Annotated in this window: 20 protein-coding genes and 1 tRNA gene; 8 read left to right on the plus strand and 13 right to left on the minus strand. The window is 30.8% G+C overall.

The features are described 5' to 3' along the window. Positions 1–39 precede the first annotated feature (39 nt). On the plus strand, positions 40–588 hold the full coding sequence (locus ASC44_RS15675) for a DUF2004 domain-containing protein (RefSeq protein WP_055448572.1): 549 nt from the start codon (positions 40–42) through the stop codon (positions 586–588). Between the two features lie 116 nt (positions 589–704). Here ASC44_RS15675 and ASC44_RS15680 read toward each other — a convergent pair whose 3' ends face one another. The 10 genes from ASC44_RS15680 to ASC44_RS15725 form a co-directional block, all read right to left on the minus strand. Next, complete coding sequence (locus ASC44_RS15680) at positions 705–1,232, minus strand: hypothetical protein (protein WP_055448573.1); 528 nt, start codon at positions 1,230–1,232, stop codon at positions 705–707. A 2-nt stretch (positions 1,233–1,234) separates the two neighbouring features. Further along, entirely contained in the window at positions 1,235–1,858 is a 624-nt protein-coding gene (locus ASC44_RS15685) for a hypothetical protein (RefSeq protein WP_055448574.1), read from the minus strand. A 165-nt stretch (positions 1,859–2,023) separates the two neighbouring features. After that, on the minus strand, positions 2,024–3,103 hold the full coding sequence (corA, locus tag ASC44_RS15690; RefSeq protein WP_055448575.1) for a magnesium/cobalt transporter CorA: 1,080 nt from the start codon (positions 3,101–3,103) through the stop codon (positions 2,024–2,026). A 9-nt stretch (positions 3,104–3,112) separates the two neighbouring features. Continuing rightward, entirely contained in the window at positions 3,113–3,643 is a 531-nt protein-coding gene (locus tag ASC44_RS15695) for a mechanosensitive ion channel family protein (protein WP_055448576.1), read from the minus strand. Between the two features lie 32 nt (positions 3,644–3,675). Next, a complete protein-coding gene (locus tag ASC44_RS15700; RefSeq protein WP_055448577.1) occupies positions 3,676–4,590 on the minus strand; it encodes a hypothetical protein in 915 nt (304 codons plus the stop codon). A 25-nt stretch (positions 4,591–4,615) separates the two neighbouring features. Next, the gene (locus tag ASC44_RS15705; RefSeq protein WP_055448578.1) at positions 4,616–5,209 is read right to left on the minus strand and encodes a Maf family nucleotide pyrophosphatase; all 594 of its coding nucleotides are present in this window, start codon (positions 5,207–5,209) and stop codon (positions 4,616–4,618) included. Between the two features lie 2 nt (positions 5,210–5,211). Then, on the minus strand, positions 5,212–6,120 hold the full coding sequence (locus tag ASC44_RS15710; protein WP_083476329.1) for a geranylgeranylglycerol-phosphate geranylgeranyltransferase: 909 nt from the start codon (positions 6,118–6,120) through the stop codon (positions 5,212–5,214). Positions 6,121–6,123: 3 nt separating this feature from the next. Continuing rightward, positions 6,124–6,444 (minus strand): lipase chaperone, encoded by a 321-nt coding sequence (locus tag ASC44_RS15715; RefSeq protein WP_055448580.1) that lies wholly within the window; start codon positions 6,442–6,444, stop codon positions 6,124–6,126. 8 nt (positions 6,445–6,452) lie between these two features. After that, complete coding sequence (locus ASC44_RS15720; RefSeq protein WP_055448581.1) at positions 6,453–6,983, minus strand: KdsC family phosphatase; 531 nt, start codon at positions 6,981–6,983, stop codon at positions 6,453–6,455. Continuing rightward, the gene (locus ASC44_RS15725; protein WP_055448582.1) at positions 6,970–7,731 is read right to left on the minus strand and encodes a Rossmann-like and DUF2520 domain-containing protein; all 762 of its coding nucleotides are present in this window, start codon (positions 7,729–7,731) and stop codon (positions 6,970–6,972) included. Before ASC44_RS15725 ends, ASC44_RS15720 begins: the two co-directional genes overlap by 14 nt. Positions 7,732–7,791: 60 nt before the next feature. Here ASC44_RS15725 and ASC44_RS15730 point away from each other — a divergent pair, with 60 nt between their 5' ends. The 3 genes from ASC44_RS15730 (at position 7,792) to mscL (ending at position 12,080) form a co-directional block, all read left to right on the plus strand. After that, positions 7,792–8,196 (plus strand): group III truncated hemoglobin, encoded by a 405-nt coding sequence (locus ASC44_RS15730; RefSeq protein WP_055448583.1) that lies wholly within the window; start codon positions 7,792–7,794, stop codon positions 8,194–8,196. Positions 8,197–8,287: 91 nt separating this feature from the next. After that, positions 8,288–11,599: a cytochrome c biogenesis protein CcsA gene (locus tag ASC44_RS15735; protein ID WP_055448584.1), complete on the plus strand. Its 3,312-nt coding sequence runs from the start codon at positions 8,288–8,290 to the stop codon at positions 11,597–11,599. 28 nt (positions 11,600–11,627) lie between these two features. Beyond that, entirely contained in the window at positions 11,628–12,080 is a 453-nt protein-coding gene (mscL, locus tag ASC44_RS15740) for a large conductance mechanosensitive channel protein MscL (RefSeq protein WP_055448585.1), read from the plus strand. Positions 12,081–12,140: 60 nt separating this feature from the next. On the opposite strand, the gene ASC44_RS15745 is transcribed toward mscL, so the two are convergent. Then, positions 12,141–12,512 (minus strand): hypothetical protein, encoded by a 372-nt coding sequence (locus tag ASC44_RS15745; RefSeq protein WP_055448586.1) that lies wholly within the window; start codon positions 12,510–12,512, stop codon positions 12,141–12,143. Positions 12,513–12,654: 142 nt separating this feature from the next. On the opposite strand from ASC44_RS15745, the gene ASC44_RS15750 reads away from it, so the two are divergent. The 4 genes from ASC44_RS15750 to ASC44_RS15765 all read left to right on the plus strand — a co-directional run bounded on the left by ASC44_RS15750 (position 12,655) and on the right by ASC44_RS15765 (position 15,712). After that, positions 12,655–13,803: a trans-sulfuration enzyme family protein gene (locus ASC44_RS15750; protein ID WP_055448587.1), complete on the plus strand. Its 1,149-nt coding sequence runs from the start codon at positions 12,655–12,657 to the stop codon at positions 13,801–13,803. A gap of 4 nt (positions 13,804–13,807) precedes the next feature. Then, complete coding sequence (gene rlmF, locus ASC44_RS15755; protein WP_055448588.1) at positions 13,808–14,698, plus strand: 23S rRNA (adenine(1618)-N(6))-methyltransferase RlmF; 891 nt, start codon at positions 13,808–13,810, stop codon at positions 14,696–14,698. Between the two features lie 126 nt (positions 14,699–14,824). Next, a complete protein-coding gene (gene bshB1 / locus ASC44_RS15760) occupies positions 14,825–15,541 on the plus strand; it encodes a bacillithiol biosynthesis deacetylase BshB1 (protein WP_055448589.1) in 717 nt (238 codons plus the stop codon). A 95-nt stretch (positions 15,542–15,636) separates the two neighbouring features. Further along, positions 15,637–15,712: transfer RNA gene (locus ASC44_RS15765), tRNA-His, on the plus strand. Between the two features lie 160 nt (positions 15,713–15,872). On the opposite strand, the gene ASC44_RS15770 is transcribed toward ASC44_RS15765, so the two are convergent. Together ASC44_RS15770 and ASC44_RS15775 are read right to left on the minus strand one after the other, a co-directional pair. Then, a complete protein-coding gene (locus ASC44_RS15770; RefSeq protein WP_083476243.1) occupies positions 15,873–16,856 on the minus strand; it encodes an ISAon1 family transposase in 984 nt (327 codons plus the stop codon). After that, positions 16,852–17,205, minus strand: coding sequence for an ISAon1 family transposase N-terminal region protein (locus tag ASC44_RS15775; RefSeq protein WP_055446579.1), 354 nt, complete (start codon positions 17,203–17,205; stop codon positions 16,852–16,854). Before ASC44_RS15775 ends, ASC44_RS15770 begins: the two co-directional genes overlap by 5 nt. Positions 17,206–17,373 lie beyond the last annotated feature (168 nt).

Below are 17,373 nucleotides of genomic sequence, written 5' to 3' on the forward strand. Positions count from 1 at the left end.
TTTTTTTATAATATGAAAAAAATCTAAATAGTCTTGCTTATGTTCTCATTCTTTAATTGCAATAAAAAATCAAAGAAAACGTCTAATGCAATAGTAGAAAGTGAAACTTTACGTTTCTTTGGTGCGATTACATTATCAAATGCTCGTGATTACGAAGTAGATAATATTAAAATAAACGATAATATTGTTTCTATAGATATTAATTTTGAAGAGGATAAAATACATCCAAAAACGATAAAGAGTATTCGTAATATTTTAAATAATATTGAAGCAATAGAAAAGGCAATAAAAGAAGAAATACATGCCAAAGTTAACCAAGACGGAATGGTTAAAGAATATTTTGAATTTCATGCTGAAGAAATTGATGCTCAAGACTTAAAAATGTATTTAAAAGATACAGATCAAAATCTAACTACAGAATTACAGTTATTATCAAAACTAAAATTAAAGCGACTTGGCTTTTTTCCTGACGCGACAAATTTTTTTGCGATTTTCGACTATAGAGTTGTGAGTGAATTATCTGATGATATTTTAGTTGTTTGTCTAAACAATAAAGGTGAAATTATAAAATTCACAGTAGAGAGCTAATACTAATCTTGGGATTTAGTTTTTTGGTTATTTAGAATTTAAACCTCGTTTATAGACATTTTTCGCTATCTCTCGTCTGTAACGATTGACCATAAAAGAAGTAATTTAGCTAAATTTTAGTCTGAGCAATTAGTGTTGTAAAACTTGATAATTTCCTCTGTATCTGAATAATTATAAACTTTACTTTTTATTTTTTTAGATAGAGTAGGACAGTCTGAAAAGTATTTTGATAAACGTTTATGAAAAGGAGTAGTTAGACTGTTAGGTAAGTCTTTAAATGCTTTTTTGTCACCTTCTTTATAAATATAGTAAAACGACAAATAACCTTGTCCTCCAGCAACATGCTTATGTATTCTATAATAGGAGGCTTTACCAGAAACTAATTCTCCTGATAAATAAGAACTTAAACCATCTATATCTCTAACTTTATATTCTATTGTATTCTCGTTAACATTATCTATTAGTTTTTCTATTTTTTTATGCCATTTTCTATCTCCTGTATCTGCATCTTCAAAATAAACTTTAGCCTTATTAATGTATAATACCGAACCATATATTTCTGTACCATTTTTTAAAAACAAATAATCTTGAGAGAAACAAAAACTAGAAAAAGTGACACAAAAGATAAAAAGAATAAGTTTCATAATTAATTACACTTATAGTTTACAAAGCCGTTAAACATATTATTTTTTATTAACCAATTTCCATTAGCATCTTTCCAAGCGTAATCTAGGTTCCTTATGTTTTGTTTAATTTGATCAAAAATTTCTGGACAATTAGAAAAGTATTTTTTTATAATTTTATCTAAAGATTTATAATCATCCTTTTTTTTAAGCGAATGGTGTGTTTTTTTCTTAACGATTTTCATATCATTCTTATTAAAAATATAAAAATAGTTACCTAAGGTTGACGAGTAGTTTGTTAAAATGTATTTATCGTTTTCAATAAAAATTTCATGGAGTCTTTTTTGCCCAATCTTTGTTATTGGAAGATTTTTAAAGGTTCTTCCGTCAAAATTAAGCAACTCTACTTTATGTTGTTTTATTTTTTTTACTTTATTAGAGGCATCAAAATAGATTAGTTTTTCTGATGTTAAAATTACATTGCCTTTAATAATCATTCTAGAGGCTAAATCTAAATCTACAATATTATCTTTATTTTCATAAACATCTATTGTTTCTCCTTTATCGGTTGTAAATGAGCCAATTTTATTTTGGGCGTTTATTGTAAAAATAAATAAAGAGGATATTAGCAAAAAAATGATTTTCATGTTTTTTTTACTAAATATATATATATTTTTCGAATTACAGTTGTTTATTTCTAGACTATCTATTTCTGAATCTATTGATTTTTAGATATTAGAGAGTTGTAAGCTGTTTTTTAAGGGCAAAGGTTTAAGTGAAATTTATAATGTAGTTATTTGTAATTTAAAAAATTACAGCCACTTTTTTCTTTTAAAGTAATACAACATTCCTAAGAAAATAACAATCATTACAATCCATAATACTTGATAACTGTATTTATAATGTAGTTCTGGAATGTTATCAAAATTCATCCCATAAATACCAGCAATAAAGGTGAGTGGTATAAAAATGGTAGCAATAATGGTTAATACTTTCATGACTTCGTTCATGCGATTGCTAATGGTGGTCATGTACATATCCATTAATCCCCAAATCATTTCACGATAGATATCTATAGTATCAGACACTTGAATAATATGGTCGTAAACATCACCAAAATAGTGTAGTGTTTTTTCGTTTATAAGTTTACTATCACTTTTATCAATACGATTTATAATTTCTCGTAATGGAAAAATAGCACGTCTAACTTTTAAAACTTCACGCTTAAGACCTTGAATTTCTAAACTAATTTCATCTTTAGTTAACCCTTCGAATAAATTATCTTCAAGATCTTCAATTTTATTACCCATAGTTTCAATAATCGCGTAATAATGATCGACTACAGAATCTATTAATGCATATAATAAGTAGTCTGAACCTAGACTTCTAATTCTACCTTTTGCTTGTCGAATACGATCTCGAAGAGCGTCGAACACATCACCTTCGGCTTCTTGTAAAGAGAGTACATAATTTTCTCCTAAAATAAAACTGACTTGCTCTGAGACTATTTTTTCATCAGCATCATAATACATCATTTTTAAAACAATAAAGATGTAATCTTCATATTCATCAATTTTAGGACGCTGGTTTGTACTTACAATATCTTCTAAAACTAAGGGATGTAAATTATAATGGGCTCCAAGTTTTTCAATTTCTGCTATTTGGTTTAGTCCATTTAGGTTTATCCAAGTAACAGTATTCGAAGCTTTAAACTGAAATGCTTCTTCTACTGTTTTTAACTCTTTCTCTACGAAAGAATCTGTATTATAATCAAACGACTCTATAAATAAATTGGAATGTTCTTTAGTTCCTGTATATATTAAAGTACCAGGAACTTGTCCTACTTGTTTTTTATAATGTTGCGTACGTTTTCTAGATTTTTTTTTAGTCATAACATGTAATTAGTGGAAATCTCCGAAATCTTCAATAGCGTCTTTTTGTACTAAAGTTACAGCTTTTTGAAGAATTAAATTATTTGGGTAAGTTACCAAATCTCCTGAATCTATCCTTAGATGTAATTGGAAGGCTCTAATATCTTCTATTACGGCTTCTATAGGATAATCTTTATCATGAATTTTTATTTTATCTCCTACTTTGTATGGAAATGAAAAGAACATAATCACACCAGAAGTTACATTACTTAATATGGACCAGATGGCAAATAAACCAACGCCTAAAACGGCAAAAACAGAAGAGAATACTAGTGAGATGTCGTCGGTTTGCACACCAAAAACATAAGCTTCTACAAATAAAAAGATAATTAATAAAGTGAAAGTGAAATATCTTGAAATTAAACGGATGCGTGCTTCGTTAATAGCGCTTTTAATGCCAATTTTTCTAATTGTAATCTTACCAATTACTCTAATAAAGAAAAATACAGCTAACACAATTACTGTGTTAATAAGCTCGGGTTCTAGTTTTTGTAAAAACATTTAATAAGTATTATATAAAAATTGGTAATGCTTTATTGTAATAAAAGAGTCTCTCTTAACACTTCGTCTTTCTTACTTTTTTTACTCCAATAAGCAGATTTGATTGTTTTTAATCTTGTTGCTTTAGTAATATCTCCATTGATGTTTTCTTCCCAATTCAAAATTTCATAAGGAAATTCTGGATTAAAATTAATAGTAAGTTTACGCTTTAAACTAGGATAATTAAGCGTGTAGCTTCCTGTGTCTAAAGTTGCTGAAACCTCGTATGCTTTTAAAGGGTCGTGTTTTAAACGAATAAACTCTAAAGATGGAATAATATTAATTTTGCCTGTAGGAAGGCTTTTAGGGTCAATACGTAATTGTGTCCACAACTCATTCTCTAAAATGTTTTTATCAAGTTTGAAATTATTATCTGCCTGATTTTCAAAATAGGAGTGAGAGTCTATTTCAAACTGTTCACGGTTATTTAATTGTGTATAAACATGTCCACACCATTCTTGAATAGAACAACTTACTTTTATTGCATGTTGGTTATTTGCAATTGGATAAAAAGTACTTTGCATAATAGAATAAGGATAAATACCAGTGGTAAAATTCTTGGTTCTATTTAGCTTTAAAACATTAATATTGGTAGGGTTATTATTGTCTGCTTTTACTTGTTTGTTTTCTAAAAAAGGTTCTGTTACATAAATTAAAACAGCAGTTCCGTTCCTTGTTTCTCCGTAACGTGATTGTTCTAAATTATAAGATGAAATTTCTGCTTCACCAGCATACCAATAATCATTAAATTTTTTATTAGGCTGAAAGGCTTGAGTTGTGGAAGCTGTTTTGTTTTCAGTTTTAACAGATGAAATTGCAATATTTTTCGAGTCTTTATTGGAACACGAAGTAAGAATAGAAAAGAAACTAATAATTAAGCAAGCAAGGAGTTTATCTTTTGTTTTCATAAGATTTTATTACAAAATTACAATTCTAATAATCGTCGGCAATAATATTTAACGTTTCGTAAAGTAAGTGTGTTGGTAATCCCATAACATTAAAATAGGAACCTTCAATACTAATAACTCCTATTTGACCAATCCATTCTTGAATACCATATGCACCAGCTTTATCTAAAGGTGAGCAGGTTTTAATGTAATGCCAAAGTTCATCGTCTGTAAATGCTTTAAAAGTAACTTTTGTAACCGCATTTACTGTTCTTTGAAATGCTTTTGTACGTACACAAATAGATGTAATCACTTCGTGGGTATCGTCGCTTAAAGATTTTAACATGGCAAATGCTTCATCGTTATTTCTAGGTTTGCCTAAGGCATTACTTTTATGCCATACAATAGTATCACTTGTTACAAGAATATCTTCTTCTTTTAATTCCTCGACAAACGGTAAAGATTTTAGTTGCGCTAAGTAGTCGCTAATTTCAAAATGCAACAGTTTAGGCGGATATATTTCTTCAATATCTTTCAATCTTATCTCAAAATCTAAACCTAGATTCCTGAAAAATTCCTGACGTCTAGGCGATCCTGAAGCTAGAATGATATGTCGGTTCTTAAGTTTTTCGTTTAACATAATTAAAAAATTAATCGATATAACAACATCGAGAGCATGCCGAAAATCATTACTATTTTAAGCATAAAACTAATGTGTTTAAATTGTGCATTACTCTCTGCAGTAAACATTTTAATAGCAATATATATTAATGGTCCAACAACAGCAATTAAATAATAAGCTATAGCTTCAACATGCATGTATAAAAATGTTGTAACATAGTACACAATTATTATAATGGTGATTAAAGTTAAAGCCATTGTTACTTTAGAAGTTCTTGCTTTTCCAAATAAAATGGGTAAGGTTTGCATGCCTACCTTATGGTCTCCATCTACATCTTGAATATCTTTTACTATTTCTCTGATAAAGTTGATTAGAAAGGCGAAAATGGCATAATCTGTTAATACCTCTAGCATTGTAGATTGTACAGTTTCGTTTTGAATAGTTATAGCTGGAATAAGTTCGAAAATTCCAACAATTAATAAACTGAGTGCTACAAGTATTGAAACTACAATATTACCAGCAACGGCAATTTGTTTTAAATATGAAGCATAGACATATAATGATGCAGCAATAATTACAAATAGACCAAAAAACGGTGGTCTGCCTACTTTGTGTGATAAATAAAAACCTAGGCAAACACCAATAAAAGTGAATAGGATATATAATTTATTTGCAATGCTTTCAGATATTTTTGTGCCAATCGTTACTTTGTTTGGTTTATTTATCGCGTCGGTTTCAATATCATATATGTCATTAATTATATAACCACCTGCAGCAATAGAGAGTGTTGCAAGTATTAATAAAAAGAAATTTAAAGGATTTAGAGTCGTGTCAATTGTAAAAGCAGGAAACAAGGCATATTTAACTAATAGTTGCACAACAGCAATCATTAATAAGTTTTTCCAGCGGATGAGATTTAGTAAATTCAAAGTTTATCTATATTTTGTTAACACACCTTCAATTAAACCTATAATTGCAACAATTATAGGAATTACTATTAAAATTGAAAGTAATAATGTTAGTCTATTTTTTCGTCTGCTTTTTGAACGAATATTGTTTTTAATGTGCTCTCTTTCAGCTTCAGTTAATTTACAATTTGTAAACTCTAATTTGTAATCTTTAAGACTAGAACTATTTAGTTGATCTTTAGCTTTAGAAAACACTTTATTTGGTTTTCTATTAAAAACCGATTTATTATTCCCGGCTCCAATGTAGCTAAATCCTGTTTTATGTCTTCTTTTAGGTCTACTCAAAATGAATACTAGATAGAAGCATCAAAATAGGAATTCCAATCGTTTTTAACTTTTAAAACTTGTTCAATAACATCGCGAACAGAACCTTTTCCACCTTTTTTATGCGAAATGTATTTTGATATTTGTTTCACTTCTTGTACCGCATCTTGTGGACAAGTAGGTAGTCCTACTAATTTCATGACAGGAATATCCGGAATATCGTCTCCCATATATAAAACGTTTTTGGGGTCTATGTTTTTGTCTAAAATGTACTTATTATAGTGTTCTATCTTATTGTGTGCACCTAAAAATACATCTGAAATACCTAAGTTTTCTAAACGCGTTTTAACACCTTCGTTAGTGCCGCCTGAAATAATACAAACGTTATATCCTTTGTTTAAAGCCTGTTTAAGTGCGTAACCATCTTTTACGTTCATGGTTCTTAACATGTCTCCAGTTGCTGTTATTGTTAGAGAACCATCTGTTAATACGCCATCAACATCAAATATAAAGGTGTTAATATTTGCTAAATACTCTTTGTAACTTTTATCGTCTGCCATGTGTCTTTTTTATAGATTTTGTTAACAACTCGTAAACCGCTTTATGCTGGTCGCTTTCCAGTTGTTTTAAATGTCTTTTTATTGTTTTTTTATCGTCTCGCAGTGCTGGTCCAGTTTGTGCGAGGTAAGGAGAAAGAGATTCTATTTTATTAGCAGTCTCTTTTATTAAGGGTTTTAAAATGTCGAATTCTGCACCATTTTGTTCTGTAATTTCATGTGCCATTCTATATAATTGATTCGTGAAATTATTTACAAACACAGCAGCTAAGTGTAAAGCTTGACGTTGGTCGCTATTTACTTTATGGCTTTTACTGCCGATAGCGTTTGCTAATTTTTTAAGAATTGGTAAATCTACCTTTTTTAAGGCTTCAATACATATAGGAACATCTGTAAAATCGAGATCTGCAGCTTTAGAAAACGTTTGTAGCGGGTAAAAAACACCTCGCTTTTGTTTCATATCTACGGCATACAAACTCGTACTGCCAGAAGTATGCACAACCAATCTGTTTTCAAAAGGCAGTTGCTTCGATAGATCTTCTATGGCGTCATCGCTAACGGCTAGAATATAAATATCGGCTTCAACTAACGCTGTTAAATCATCGGTTACCTTAACCTTGTTTTTATATTTGTCAATCGTCTTTAAACTACGATTATACCATTGTTTTATTTCAACTTCTTCCGAAGCATAAAAAGCTTTAAATAGGTGAGTGGCTACATTTCCTGCGCCTAAGAGTACAACTGAAATCATTTGGCTAAAATAAGTAACCAAATGCTTAAAAAAAAGATGATAATAGTATCTTTGTAAACAATGGAGAAAAAAGATATAAATACACGGAAAGATTTAGCTTTATTGGTCGATTCATTTTATATAAAAGTGAGAAATGATGAGACTTTAGGTCCTATTTTTAATAATGCAATTACAGATTGGGATAAACATCTAAATCATTTAACTACTTTTTGGGAATCAAGTTTGTTTTTTTCTAGAAAATTAGATGAGAAATATATAGGTAATCCATTAGAGGTGCATGCAAAAGTAGATGAAGAAAATAACAACACTATTACAGAGCTTCATTTTGGCATTTGGTTGAATTATTGGGCACAAACTTTAGACGAATTGTTTGAAGGCGAAGTAGCAGATAATGCAAAACGTCGAGCACGCAAAATGGGTTCTTTTTTGTACTTAAAAATATTTGAAGCGCGCTCAAAAAAATAAACATAATTTTAACAGTAATTCCTCATTTTTCAGATAACAAAAACAAACAAAAAGGATTATATTTGCACGAGCTAAACAGAGCCTTGATATGATGCAAAATAAACTCGCAAAAATCCTCTTTTCTACACGTTTAACAGCTGTTTTATTTATCCTTTTTGCTGCTGCCATGATAACTGGCACATTTATGGATGCTGGACAAGAAACGTCACCAACACCGTATTCCCGATCTTTAATTTATAATACCTGGTGGTTTGAAGGGATTATGGTATTTTTTGTTATTAATTTTGTAGGGAATATATTTAGATTCCGCTTATACAAAAAAGCAAAATGGGCAACATTAACGCTACATTTAGCATTTATTTTTATTCTTTTAGGTGCATTTATAACACGTTATATTGGATATGAAGGGATGATGCCTATACAAGAAGGAGAAACAGAAAACACGTTTCTTTCTCAAAAAACATTCGTTCAAGTTTTAGTCAATGGAGATTATAAAATTGATAATGTAGCACAACGTTTGCGTATTGAAAAGGAAGTCGATTTTTCTGAAAGGCTAAATAACTCCTTAGATTTTAGTACAACTTATGACACGACACAAGTTTCGGTATCACTAGATAAATTTGTTTCTAATGCTGAAAAAGATATCATTCCAAATGAAAATGGAGAAGAGTATCTAAAAATAGTTGAAGCAGGAGATGGTGCACCTCACAATCACTATTTAAAATCTGGTGAAGATCAACTTATTCATAACATTATTTTTACTTTAAATAATCCTAAAAAAGGAGCGATTAATATTGTTGACGATGAAAACGGAATAACTATAGATTCTCCTTTTGAAGGTGAATATCTGCAAATGGCAACAATGTCTGAAGGCAAATTAATAAAGGATAGTATTCAGCCGTTAATGCTGCGTTCAAGATATGTTATTGGTAAAATGCAAATGGTATTTCCAAAGCCGGTAATAAAAGGAACTTTCGATATTGTAAAAAAATCGAAATTATTAAAAAGTGATGAAGATGGTTTAGTTTTAAACGTCTCTGCAAATGGTGAAACAAAACAAGTGAGATTACTTGGAGGAATGGGTACTACCAACCAATGGGAAAGGCTAGAAATTGGAGGTTTAGATTTAGATTTTAGATTTGGAGCAAAGCTTATAGAGTTGCCTTTTAGTATTAAATTGAATGATTTTGTTGCAGAAAAATATCCTGGAACTAAAAATAGTTATTCGGCTTTTTCGAGTGCTATTACAGTAAATGATACTGAAGAAGGCGATTTTGATTATAAAATTTTCATGAACAACGTTCTCGATCACAGAGGATACCGTTTCTTTCAAGCTGGTTTCGATAATAATGAGACGCTAACGAGGCTCTCTGTAAATCATGACCGTTGGGGTACTTGGGTTACTTATTTTGGCTATATGTTACTCTATTTTGGTATGATGGCTATTCTGTTTGATAGAAAAACACGTTTTGCCGATTTAAAACGCGCACTTGATAAAGTAAAGGATAAAAAATCAGAGCTTATTTCTATTTTATTAATATGCTTTACATTTTCTGGTTTTGCACAAGAACAACATTCTGAACATGACGGGCACGACCACTCTCAAAAGGTTGTAAACGAAGCAGTAGAATCTAAAGTTACCGTACAACAACACGATGATTATACTTACGAAGAAAACAAAGCGGCGGTAGATTCTATTTTGCATGCTAATATGTTGCCAAAAGAACAAGCCGATAAGTTTGGACGTCTGGTAATACAAGACGTTGGAGGGCGTATGATGCCTGTTAATACTTATGCATCAGAGTTTTTAAGAAAATTAAGTAAAAGTGATACTTACGAAGGTTTTACTGCAGATCAAATTTTTCTTTCGGTACAAGAAAGTCCTGCATTTTGGTACAATGTGCCAATTATTTACTTAAAAGCTAAAAAAGACGATTCGTTAAGAAGTATTATTGGAGTAGAAAAGTCTGTTAATTATGCAACTTTAGGTCACTTTTTCACTAGTAACGGAGATTACAAATTAGCACCTTATTTGGAAAATGCATACAAAGCATTAGCTCCAAACGGTTTTCAGAAAGAGTTTATAGAAGCAGATCAGCGCGTTAATTTACTTCATAATACAGTACAAGGTAATTCTCTTAAAATATTTCCTATTCCTGAAGATGAAAATAATAAGTGGATTTCTGCAAATGAATACAGAAAAGAGCATTACAAAGAAAAAATTAAGGACACTATTTATCAAAGTTTCGTAAACCAAAGCTTTAATCTCTATTTATATCGTTTAAATAATGCAAAACAGTCTGGTGATTATTCTGAAGCTGATAAGATTTTAGAGGCTTTTAAAAGAAACCAATTAAAACTAGGTAGCGAAGTCATGCTTAGTGAGGATAAAATTAATACAGAAATTCTATATAACAAATACGATATTTTTAAGAACCTACATTATGCTTACTTGTTATTTGGAGCGATACTGTTTGTATTATTGATTGTTCAAATTTTTAAGGACAAGAGTAAGTTTATAAAAATAGCAATAGTAATATTTAAGTTACTAATATTATTGTCCTTTGTAGCACATACAATCGGTTTAATTTTAAGATGGTACATTTCGGGCCATGCACCTTGGAGTGATGGTTACGAATCGATGATTTATGTAGCTTGGGCAACAATGTTATTTGGTTTAATGCTTTCGAGCACATCTAATAGAAGTTTACTTACAGTCTTTAATAGTCTATTAGCAGGGAAACATAGTTCAAATTTAACAACAGCAGCTGGTGCTTTTGTAACATCAATGCTATTAATGGTTGCGCATTTAAGTTGGATGGATCCGGCAATTGCAAACTTACCACCAGTTCTAGATAGTTATTGGTTAATGATTCATGTTGCAGTAATTGTAGCAAGTTATGGGCCTTTTACTTTATCAATGATTTTAGGAATAACTGTTTTAATTTTAATGATCTTAACAACAAAAGAGAATAAAGATAAAATGCTTTTAAATATTAAAGAGCTTACTATAATTAACGAAATGTCGTTAACAGTTGGTTTAGTTATGCTAACTATAGGTAACTTTCTTGGAGGTATGTGGGCAAACGAAAGTTGGGGACGTTATTGGGGTTGGGACCCAAAAGAAACATGGGCACTAATTAGTATAATGGTTTATGCCTTTGTAATTCATGCACGTTTAGTACCAGGTTTGCGTGGTAGATGGTTTTTTAACTTGATGTCTATTGTAGCATTTGCATTTATAATTTTTACTTATTTTGGTGTAAATTTCTATTTATCTGGATTACATTCTTACCAATCGGGACAGGATTTAAGTTATAAATATATTGCAGTTGCAGTTGGTATTGTGACGGTATTAGCTATATTTTCTAATAGAATGTATTCAAAATACTATAAAAAATAATAATTAAAAACTAAGAATATTTTTTATGATGGGATTTTTAAAAGAATTCAAAGAATTTGCTGTAAAAGGTAATATGATGGATATGGCAATAGGTATTATTATTGGTGCATCATTTAATAAAGTTATTGATGTTCTTGTAAAAAAAGTATTAATGCCGCCTTTGTCTTTAATGACAGACGGTATTAATCTTCAGGATAAAAAAATAATTCTTCGTGAAGGGACTTTTGATGAAGCCGGAAAAGTAATTGCCGATGAAGTAGTTATGCAATATGGTGCTTTAGCTGAAGCTTTTATGGATTTTATAATTATAGGTATTACGGTGTTTCTTGTTGTAAAAGCAATGAATAGGCTGCGTGATAAATCTCATGATGCTAAAGATAAAACGGTAAAAACGCCAAAGGATATTCAATTGCTCACAGATTTAAATGAATTAATGGTAGAGCAAAATAAACTTCTAAAAGCGCAATCTAAAGACGCATAAAAAAACAGGAAGTGATATTTAATATCATTTCCTGTTTCAATTTAATCAATAGTATAGTAATTATAATTTGATTAATGTTTTATGCAAATTCAAGTCGTTTAAAACATCATTTGTAAATTTATAGTGTCCTCGTGTTGTAATAATTCGAAATCTATGGTCATTCATTCTGCTTAGCACATCTAAAAAGCGCCATTTAGATTTTAATAAACGTGGTTTATCACTTTTTAAACCAATTTCAAAATAGTACTTTCTGGTGCGTTTGGTGGCAGTTATATCTGGTGTGATTTTAACGTCTCCATCTTGTTTAATATAGGATTTGGGAGTTTCGTAACCTTCTACATCGGCTTTAATATTTTCGAACCCTAAGTTCTCTAAATAATTAACCGATTCTTTAATAAATGCTGCGTTATCTTTTTTTTCTATCTGTATCATAATACTTCTAATATACAAAGAGAGGTTTCCGTTTTGCGTTAATGCCTTGTTAAACCATTGGTTTTTAACAGATTTTAAGAATAATGCTATTGTTTATAGCTAAGAGCTTAAACTTAAAAGTAACAATTACTATCTTTACATTATGAGTAAAAACAATTTGGGATTAAATACCATTTGCGCCCATGTAGGCGAAATTAAAGACGAACAATTTAAAGGAGCAGTATCTCCAATTTATATGGCGAGCTCTTACGAGTATATAGACGTGGATGTAAAGCGTTATCCGCGTAGCTTTAATACGCCAAATCAAGAATATTTATCAAAAAAAATCGCAGCATTAGAACATAAGGAAGCAGCTATGATATTTGGTTCTGGTATGGCAGCTTTAAGCCATATGTTTCTAGCATTTTTGCAATCTGGAGATCATATTGTAGTCCAGAATACACTGTATGGTGGTACCAGTAATTTTATTCGTGAGGAGTTTCCTAAATATAATATAGACTTTACATTTACAGATGGTTATAATGTTGAAGATTTTGAAGCGGCTATAAAACCGAATACAAAATTAATTCATTTAGAAACACCATCTAATCCTTTGCTAACTATCACAGATATTAAAGCTGTAGCCGATTTGGCAAAAGCAAATAATATAGTTACGAGTATTGACAATACATTTGCGAGCCCTATAAATCAAACGCCAGGAGATTTTGGCATTGATTTAATTATGCATTCAGCTACAAAATATTTTGGTGGTCATAGTGATATCTCTGCAGGTGCTGTAACAGGATCTAAAGAGCATATGGATAAGATCTGGAAAGTATCTATAAATCTTGGAGGTAACTTAAGTGATTTTACTGTTTGGATGTTAGAACGTAGCATGAAAACGTTAGCGCTTCGTGTTAAAAGGCAAACTAAAAATGCAGGTAAAATGGCTAAATGGTTGGAGAAAAATGAAGCGGTTAAAAAAGTTTATTATCCAGGTTTAAAAAGCCATCCAGAACACGAACTAGCTAAAGCGCAAATGCATGGTTTTGGAGCGATGTTGTCTTTTGAGTTAGTAGATGGTTTAGATTCAAATAAGTTTCAAAAGGCAGTAAAATTAATTAAAGCTTCTTTAAGTTTAGCAGGAGTAGAAAGTACTATTGTAAGTCCAACACAAACGTCTCATGCATTGTTAAGTCAAGCGGAGCGAGATGCAGTAGGAATAAGCGATGGTTTAATTAGGTTTTCAGTAGGGATTGAATCGGTAAAAGATTTAAAAAATGATATTCAACAAGCATTAAATACATTATAAAGTTTTGCATAAAAAAAACAAACATAAAGAAGATTATAATTTCGAAAAACTAACAACCGTTTTTCCAGAATTAATACCATACGTTTTCGTTAATAAATACGAAAAACAAACCATAGATTTTGCAGATGCTAAAGCTGTAAAAGCTTTAAATACAGCTTTGTTAAAAGAACATTACGGCATAGATTTTTGGCAATTTCCAGACACCAATTTGTGTCCGCCAATTCCTGGTCGAGTGGATTATATACACCATATTGGCGCTCTTTTAAAAGCTTCTAAACTTAAAGAAAACATCACCGTTTTAGACATTGGAACAGGTGCGTCTTGTATTTATCCTTTACTTGGTAATGCAGAGTATAACTGGAAGTTTGTTGGTTCAGATTGTAATAAAAAGTCTATTGCTTGCGCACAGAAAATAATTATTAAGAATGACTTAAAGAAAGAAATTCAATTAAAGCACCAACCAAATGCTGAGAGTGTTTTTCAAGGTATTATAACTCCAGCAGATAAATTTGCTGTATCTATTTGCAACCCGCCATTCTATAAAGACGAAGCTGAGGCTTTTGAAGCAACAACACGAAAATTGAAAGGTCTTGGTAAGCTTACAGATTCAGTAACAAGAAATTTTGCAGGACAAGCACATGAGTTATGTTTTAAAGGCGGAGAGAAAGCCTTTTTGCATACCTACCTTTACGAAAGTTCTTTATTTAAAAAGCAATGCTTTTGGTATACTAGTTTGGTTTCTAATAAAGAGAATATAAAGTCGATGAAGAAGTCTTTAGCTAAATTGGGAGCAACCACAGTTAAGGTAATAGAAATGACTCAAGGTAATAAGAAAAGTAGAGTAGTGGCTTGGACTTTTTTAACTGAAAAAGAACAACACGAATGGGTTAAATAATTAAGACCCGACAGATATAAATATTAACAACAAGATTTCTAGCTTTACTATATGAAGTTCAGTATAAACTTAGAATCAAAAATAATGAGGTTTTCGCTTAAGCGGAAATAAAAAAAATAGAGTTCAATGAAATTAGATATTTTAGCCTTTGGAGCACATCCAGATGATGTAGAATTAGGTGCAGGAGGAACAATAGCCAAAGCTATAGCTGAAGGAAAAAAGGTAGGCGTAATAGATTTAACAAAAGGAGAATTAGGAACTAGAGGTACGGCCGAAACTAGAAAAACAGAAGCTAGTAATGCCGCTGAAATTTTAGGCTTATCGGTTAGAGAGAATTTAGGTTTTGCTGATGGTTTTTTTGTAAATGATAAAGAGCATCAATTAGAAGTAATTAAAATGCTTAGAAAATACCAACCAGATATTGTACTCTGTAATGCTATTGACGATAGACATATTGATCATGGTAAAGGAAGCAAACTAGTAAGTGATGCTTGTTTTTTAAGTGGTTTAATTAAAATTGAAACAGAACAGGAAGGCATTAATCAAGACAAATGGAGACCAAAACACGTTTACCATTACATACAATGGAAGACTATAGAACCGGATTTTGTGGTGGATATATCTAATTTTATGGATGTAAAACAAAAAGCTGTTGATGCATACCAGACACAATTCTTCAATAGTAAAAGTAATGAGCCCGAAACACCAATTACGAGCAAAAGTTTTATTGATAGTGTTAATTATAGAGCACAAGACTTAGGTCGCTTAGTTGGAGTGGGTTACGCCGAAGGTTTTACTGTGGAACGCTATATAACTGTTGATAGCTTGTTTGATATTAAATAAAAAGGTAAAAAAATAATTAAAATTTTAATAAAAGGCTTTGTAGTAAATAGGAATTAATTTACATTTGCACACGCGTTACAAAAATGCGTATAAATGGTGATTGTAGCTCAGTTGGTTAGAGCATCGGTTTGTGGTACCGAGGGTCGCGGGTTCGAATCCCGTCTTTCACCCAAAAGCAAAAAGCTTCTCAGAAATGAGAAGCTTTTTTTGTGGATATTGTTTTGATGTGTATTTTGAAGCTATATGTTATATAGCCGTTTGTGTTTAGGTTGTTTTTTGAGTAGTTACGGATTTATTTAGGATCAATACCAAAAGTTGTGGGATTTAAAAATTAAGCAAAAATAGTTGTTAGTCTAAATAAGAAGAATTCTACGTTTCTAACACCTCTAAATTGTGCTCTAAAGGCTTTTATTTTAGCATTGAAAGATTCAGCAGAAGCGTTAGTACTTCTGTTATCAAAATAGTTGAGTATATTTTTATAGTGTATTGACATTGTTCTAGCAATGGTATTGAAGCTTTTAAATGCTGCTTGTCTTACTTTTTCATCCCATTTAGCTAAACGTATTAAAGCAGAAGTTTTTCCTTTAGTATTATTAAATATCCAAGATAAGTTTTGACACAGCTTATATGCTTTTTCTAAATCTGGATAATGTTCAAAAAGTATTTTTGCTCTTTTTTGCTGATTTTTAGTCCATTTACTATTTGATTTGTATAGCAAGTAGCGGCTTCTAGCCAATAATTGTTTTAGTGTATCTCCATTACTAAACAGTATCGGAGTATATTTTTCATTATTATTTCTTGCCTTTTCTATAGCACTGTTCTCAGCATCAAGTGCATCCCATCTATGCTTAATTCTAATCTGTTGTAATGCATCTAACGCAAGCTTTTGAACATGAAATCTATCAATAACTAATGTTGCTTCTATAAATGATTTTTTAACTATTAATCCCATGTTTCCAGCCATATCTAAGGTCACTTCTTTTACTTTTCGTCTTTGTTTTAATGGAATTTTACTGAGTATTTCTATAACAGTATCAGCTTTAGTTCCTTTAACCATACACACTATAGCTCCTTTTTTACCTTTTGCTTTTTTATTAGTTAGTATAGTGTATAAATCGCCATTTGAAAAAGCTGTTTCATCTAACGAAAGATAGCTTCCTATATTCTTTGGAAATAGTAGCCATTGCTTTGCATGTACTTTTTGATTCCACTGCTTGAAATCACTTAAATAATCTTTGTATTGCCTTTGTAAATTTCTCGAATTTACACCGTAGAATTTAGCTATAACTGTTGTGTTAGAAGCGTTATTACTAATAGAGTTCTTTTAAAAAAGCAGCAAAATCACTAGTTATTCTAGTTCCTTTTGCTACTAATTGCCAATCTCTTGTAACTACTTTTCCTGTAGCTTTGTTCAGCCATCTACGCCTTGTTATGTGTAGAAATACATTCTTTCCACGTATAGGAAAATCTTGAACAGTGGCTTCGGGAAAGAAGCCTTTAGAATGAAGAGTAATACTTTTAAATTCTTCTGGAGTTTTATTTAATTCGGTAAAGTAAAAATGAATATCTTCACCTTTAGTATAATGTTTAGTCATCTCAAAATACTTTACAAGTACTTCTGGAAGTAATAAATTCGCTATAGCTAAGAATCTTTCTGAGGACATCGAAATTTTTAATCCAAAGTTCACTTATTTTTTGCTATCCCACAACTTTTGGTATTGATCCTTTATTTACAAGTATTTTATAAAGAGAAATAAGACTATACAACCATGCAATTACTTATGATTAAGTACTAAACAGTCATTGTTTTTATATGGTTTTGGGCATGGGCT

It is taken from the genome of Lacinutrix mariniflava (assembly GCF_001418015.1).
GTDB lineage: Bacteria > Bacteroidota > Bacteroidia > Flavobacteriales > Flavobacteriaceae > Lacinutrix > Lacinutrix mariniflava.

Bases quoted from the DNA above. Each gene is read 5' to 3' on its own strand.
- ASC44_RS15725 (WP_055448582.1), bottom strand. From the start codon at position 7,731: ATGATTTCAGTTGTACTCTTAGGCGCAGGAAATGTAGCCACTCACCTA.
- corA (WP_055448575.1), bottom strand. From the start codon at position 3,103: ATGACTAAAAAAAAATCTAGAAAACGTACGCAACATTATAAAAAACAA.
- ASC44_RS15750 (WP_055448587.1), top strand. From the start codon at position 12,655: ATGAGTAAAAACAATTTGGGATTAAATACCATTTGCGCCCATGTAGGC.
- ASC44_RS15680 (WP_055448573.1), bottom strand. From the start codon at position 1,232: ATGAAACTTATTCTTTTTATCTTTTGTGTCACTTTTTCTAGTTTTTGT.
- ASC44_RS15720 (WP_055448581.1), bottom strand. From the start codon at position 6,983: ATGGCAGACGATAAAAGTTACAAAGAGTATTTAGCAAATATTAACACC.
- ASC44_RS15705 (WP_055448578.1), bottom strand. From the start codon at position 5,209: ATGTTAAACGAAAAACTTAAGAACCGACATATCATTCTAGCTTCAGGA.
- ASC44_RS15695 (WP_055448576.1), bottom strand. From the start codon at position 3,643: ATGTTTTTACAAAAACTAGAACCCGAGCTTATTAACACAGTAATTGTG.
- bshB1 (WP_055448589.1), top strand. From the start codon at position 14,825: ATGAAATTAGATATTTTAGCCTTTGGAGCACATCCAGATGATGTAGAA.
- mscL (WP_055448585.1), top strand. From the start codon at position 11,628: ATGGGATTTTTAAAAGAATTCAAAGAATTTGCTGTAAAAGGTAATATG.
- ASC44_RS15735 (WP_055448584.1), top strand. From the start codon at position 8,288: ATGCAAAATAAACTCGCAAAAATCCTCTTTTCTACACGTTTAACAGCT.
- ASC44_RS15675 (WP_055448572.1), top strand. From the start codon at position 40: ATGTTCTCATTCTTTAATTGCAATAAAAAATCAAAGAAAACGTCTAAT.
- ASC44_RS15700 (WP_055448577.1), bottom strand. From the start codon at position 4,590: ATGAAAACAAAAGATAAACTCCTTGCTTGCTTAATTATTAGTTTCTTT.
- ASC44_RS15745 (WP_055448586.1), bottom strand. From the start codon at position 12,512: ATGATACAGATAGAAAAAAAAGATAACGCAGCATTTATTAAAGAATCG.
- ASC44_RS15775 (WP_055446579.1), bottom strand. From the start codon at position 17,205: ATGTCCTCAGAAAGATTCTTAGCTATAGCGAATTTATTACTTCCAGAA.
- ASC44_RS15685 (WP_055448574.1), bottom strand. From the start codon at position 1,858: ATGAAAATCATTTTTTTGCTAATATCCTCTTTATTTATTTTTACAATA.
- ASC44_RS15730 (WP_055448583.1), top strand. From the start codon at position 7,792: ATGGAGAAAAAAGATATAAATACACGGAAAGATTTAGCTTTATTGGTC.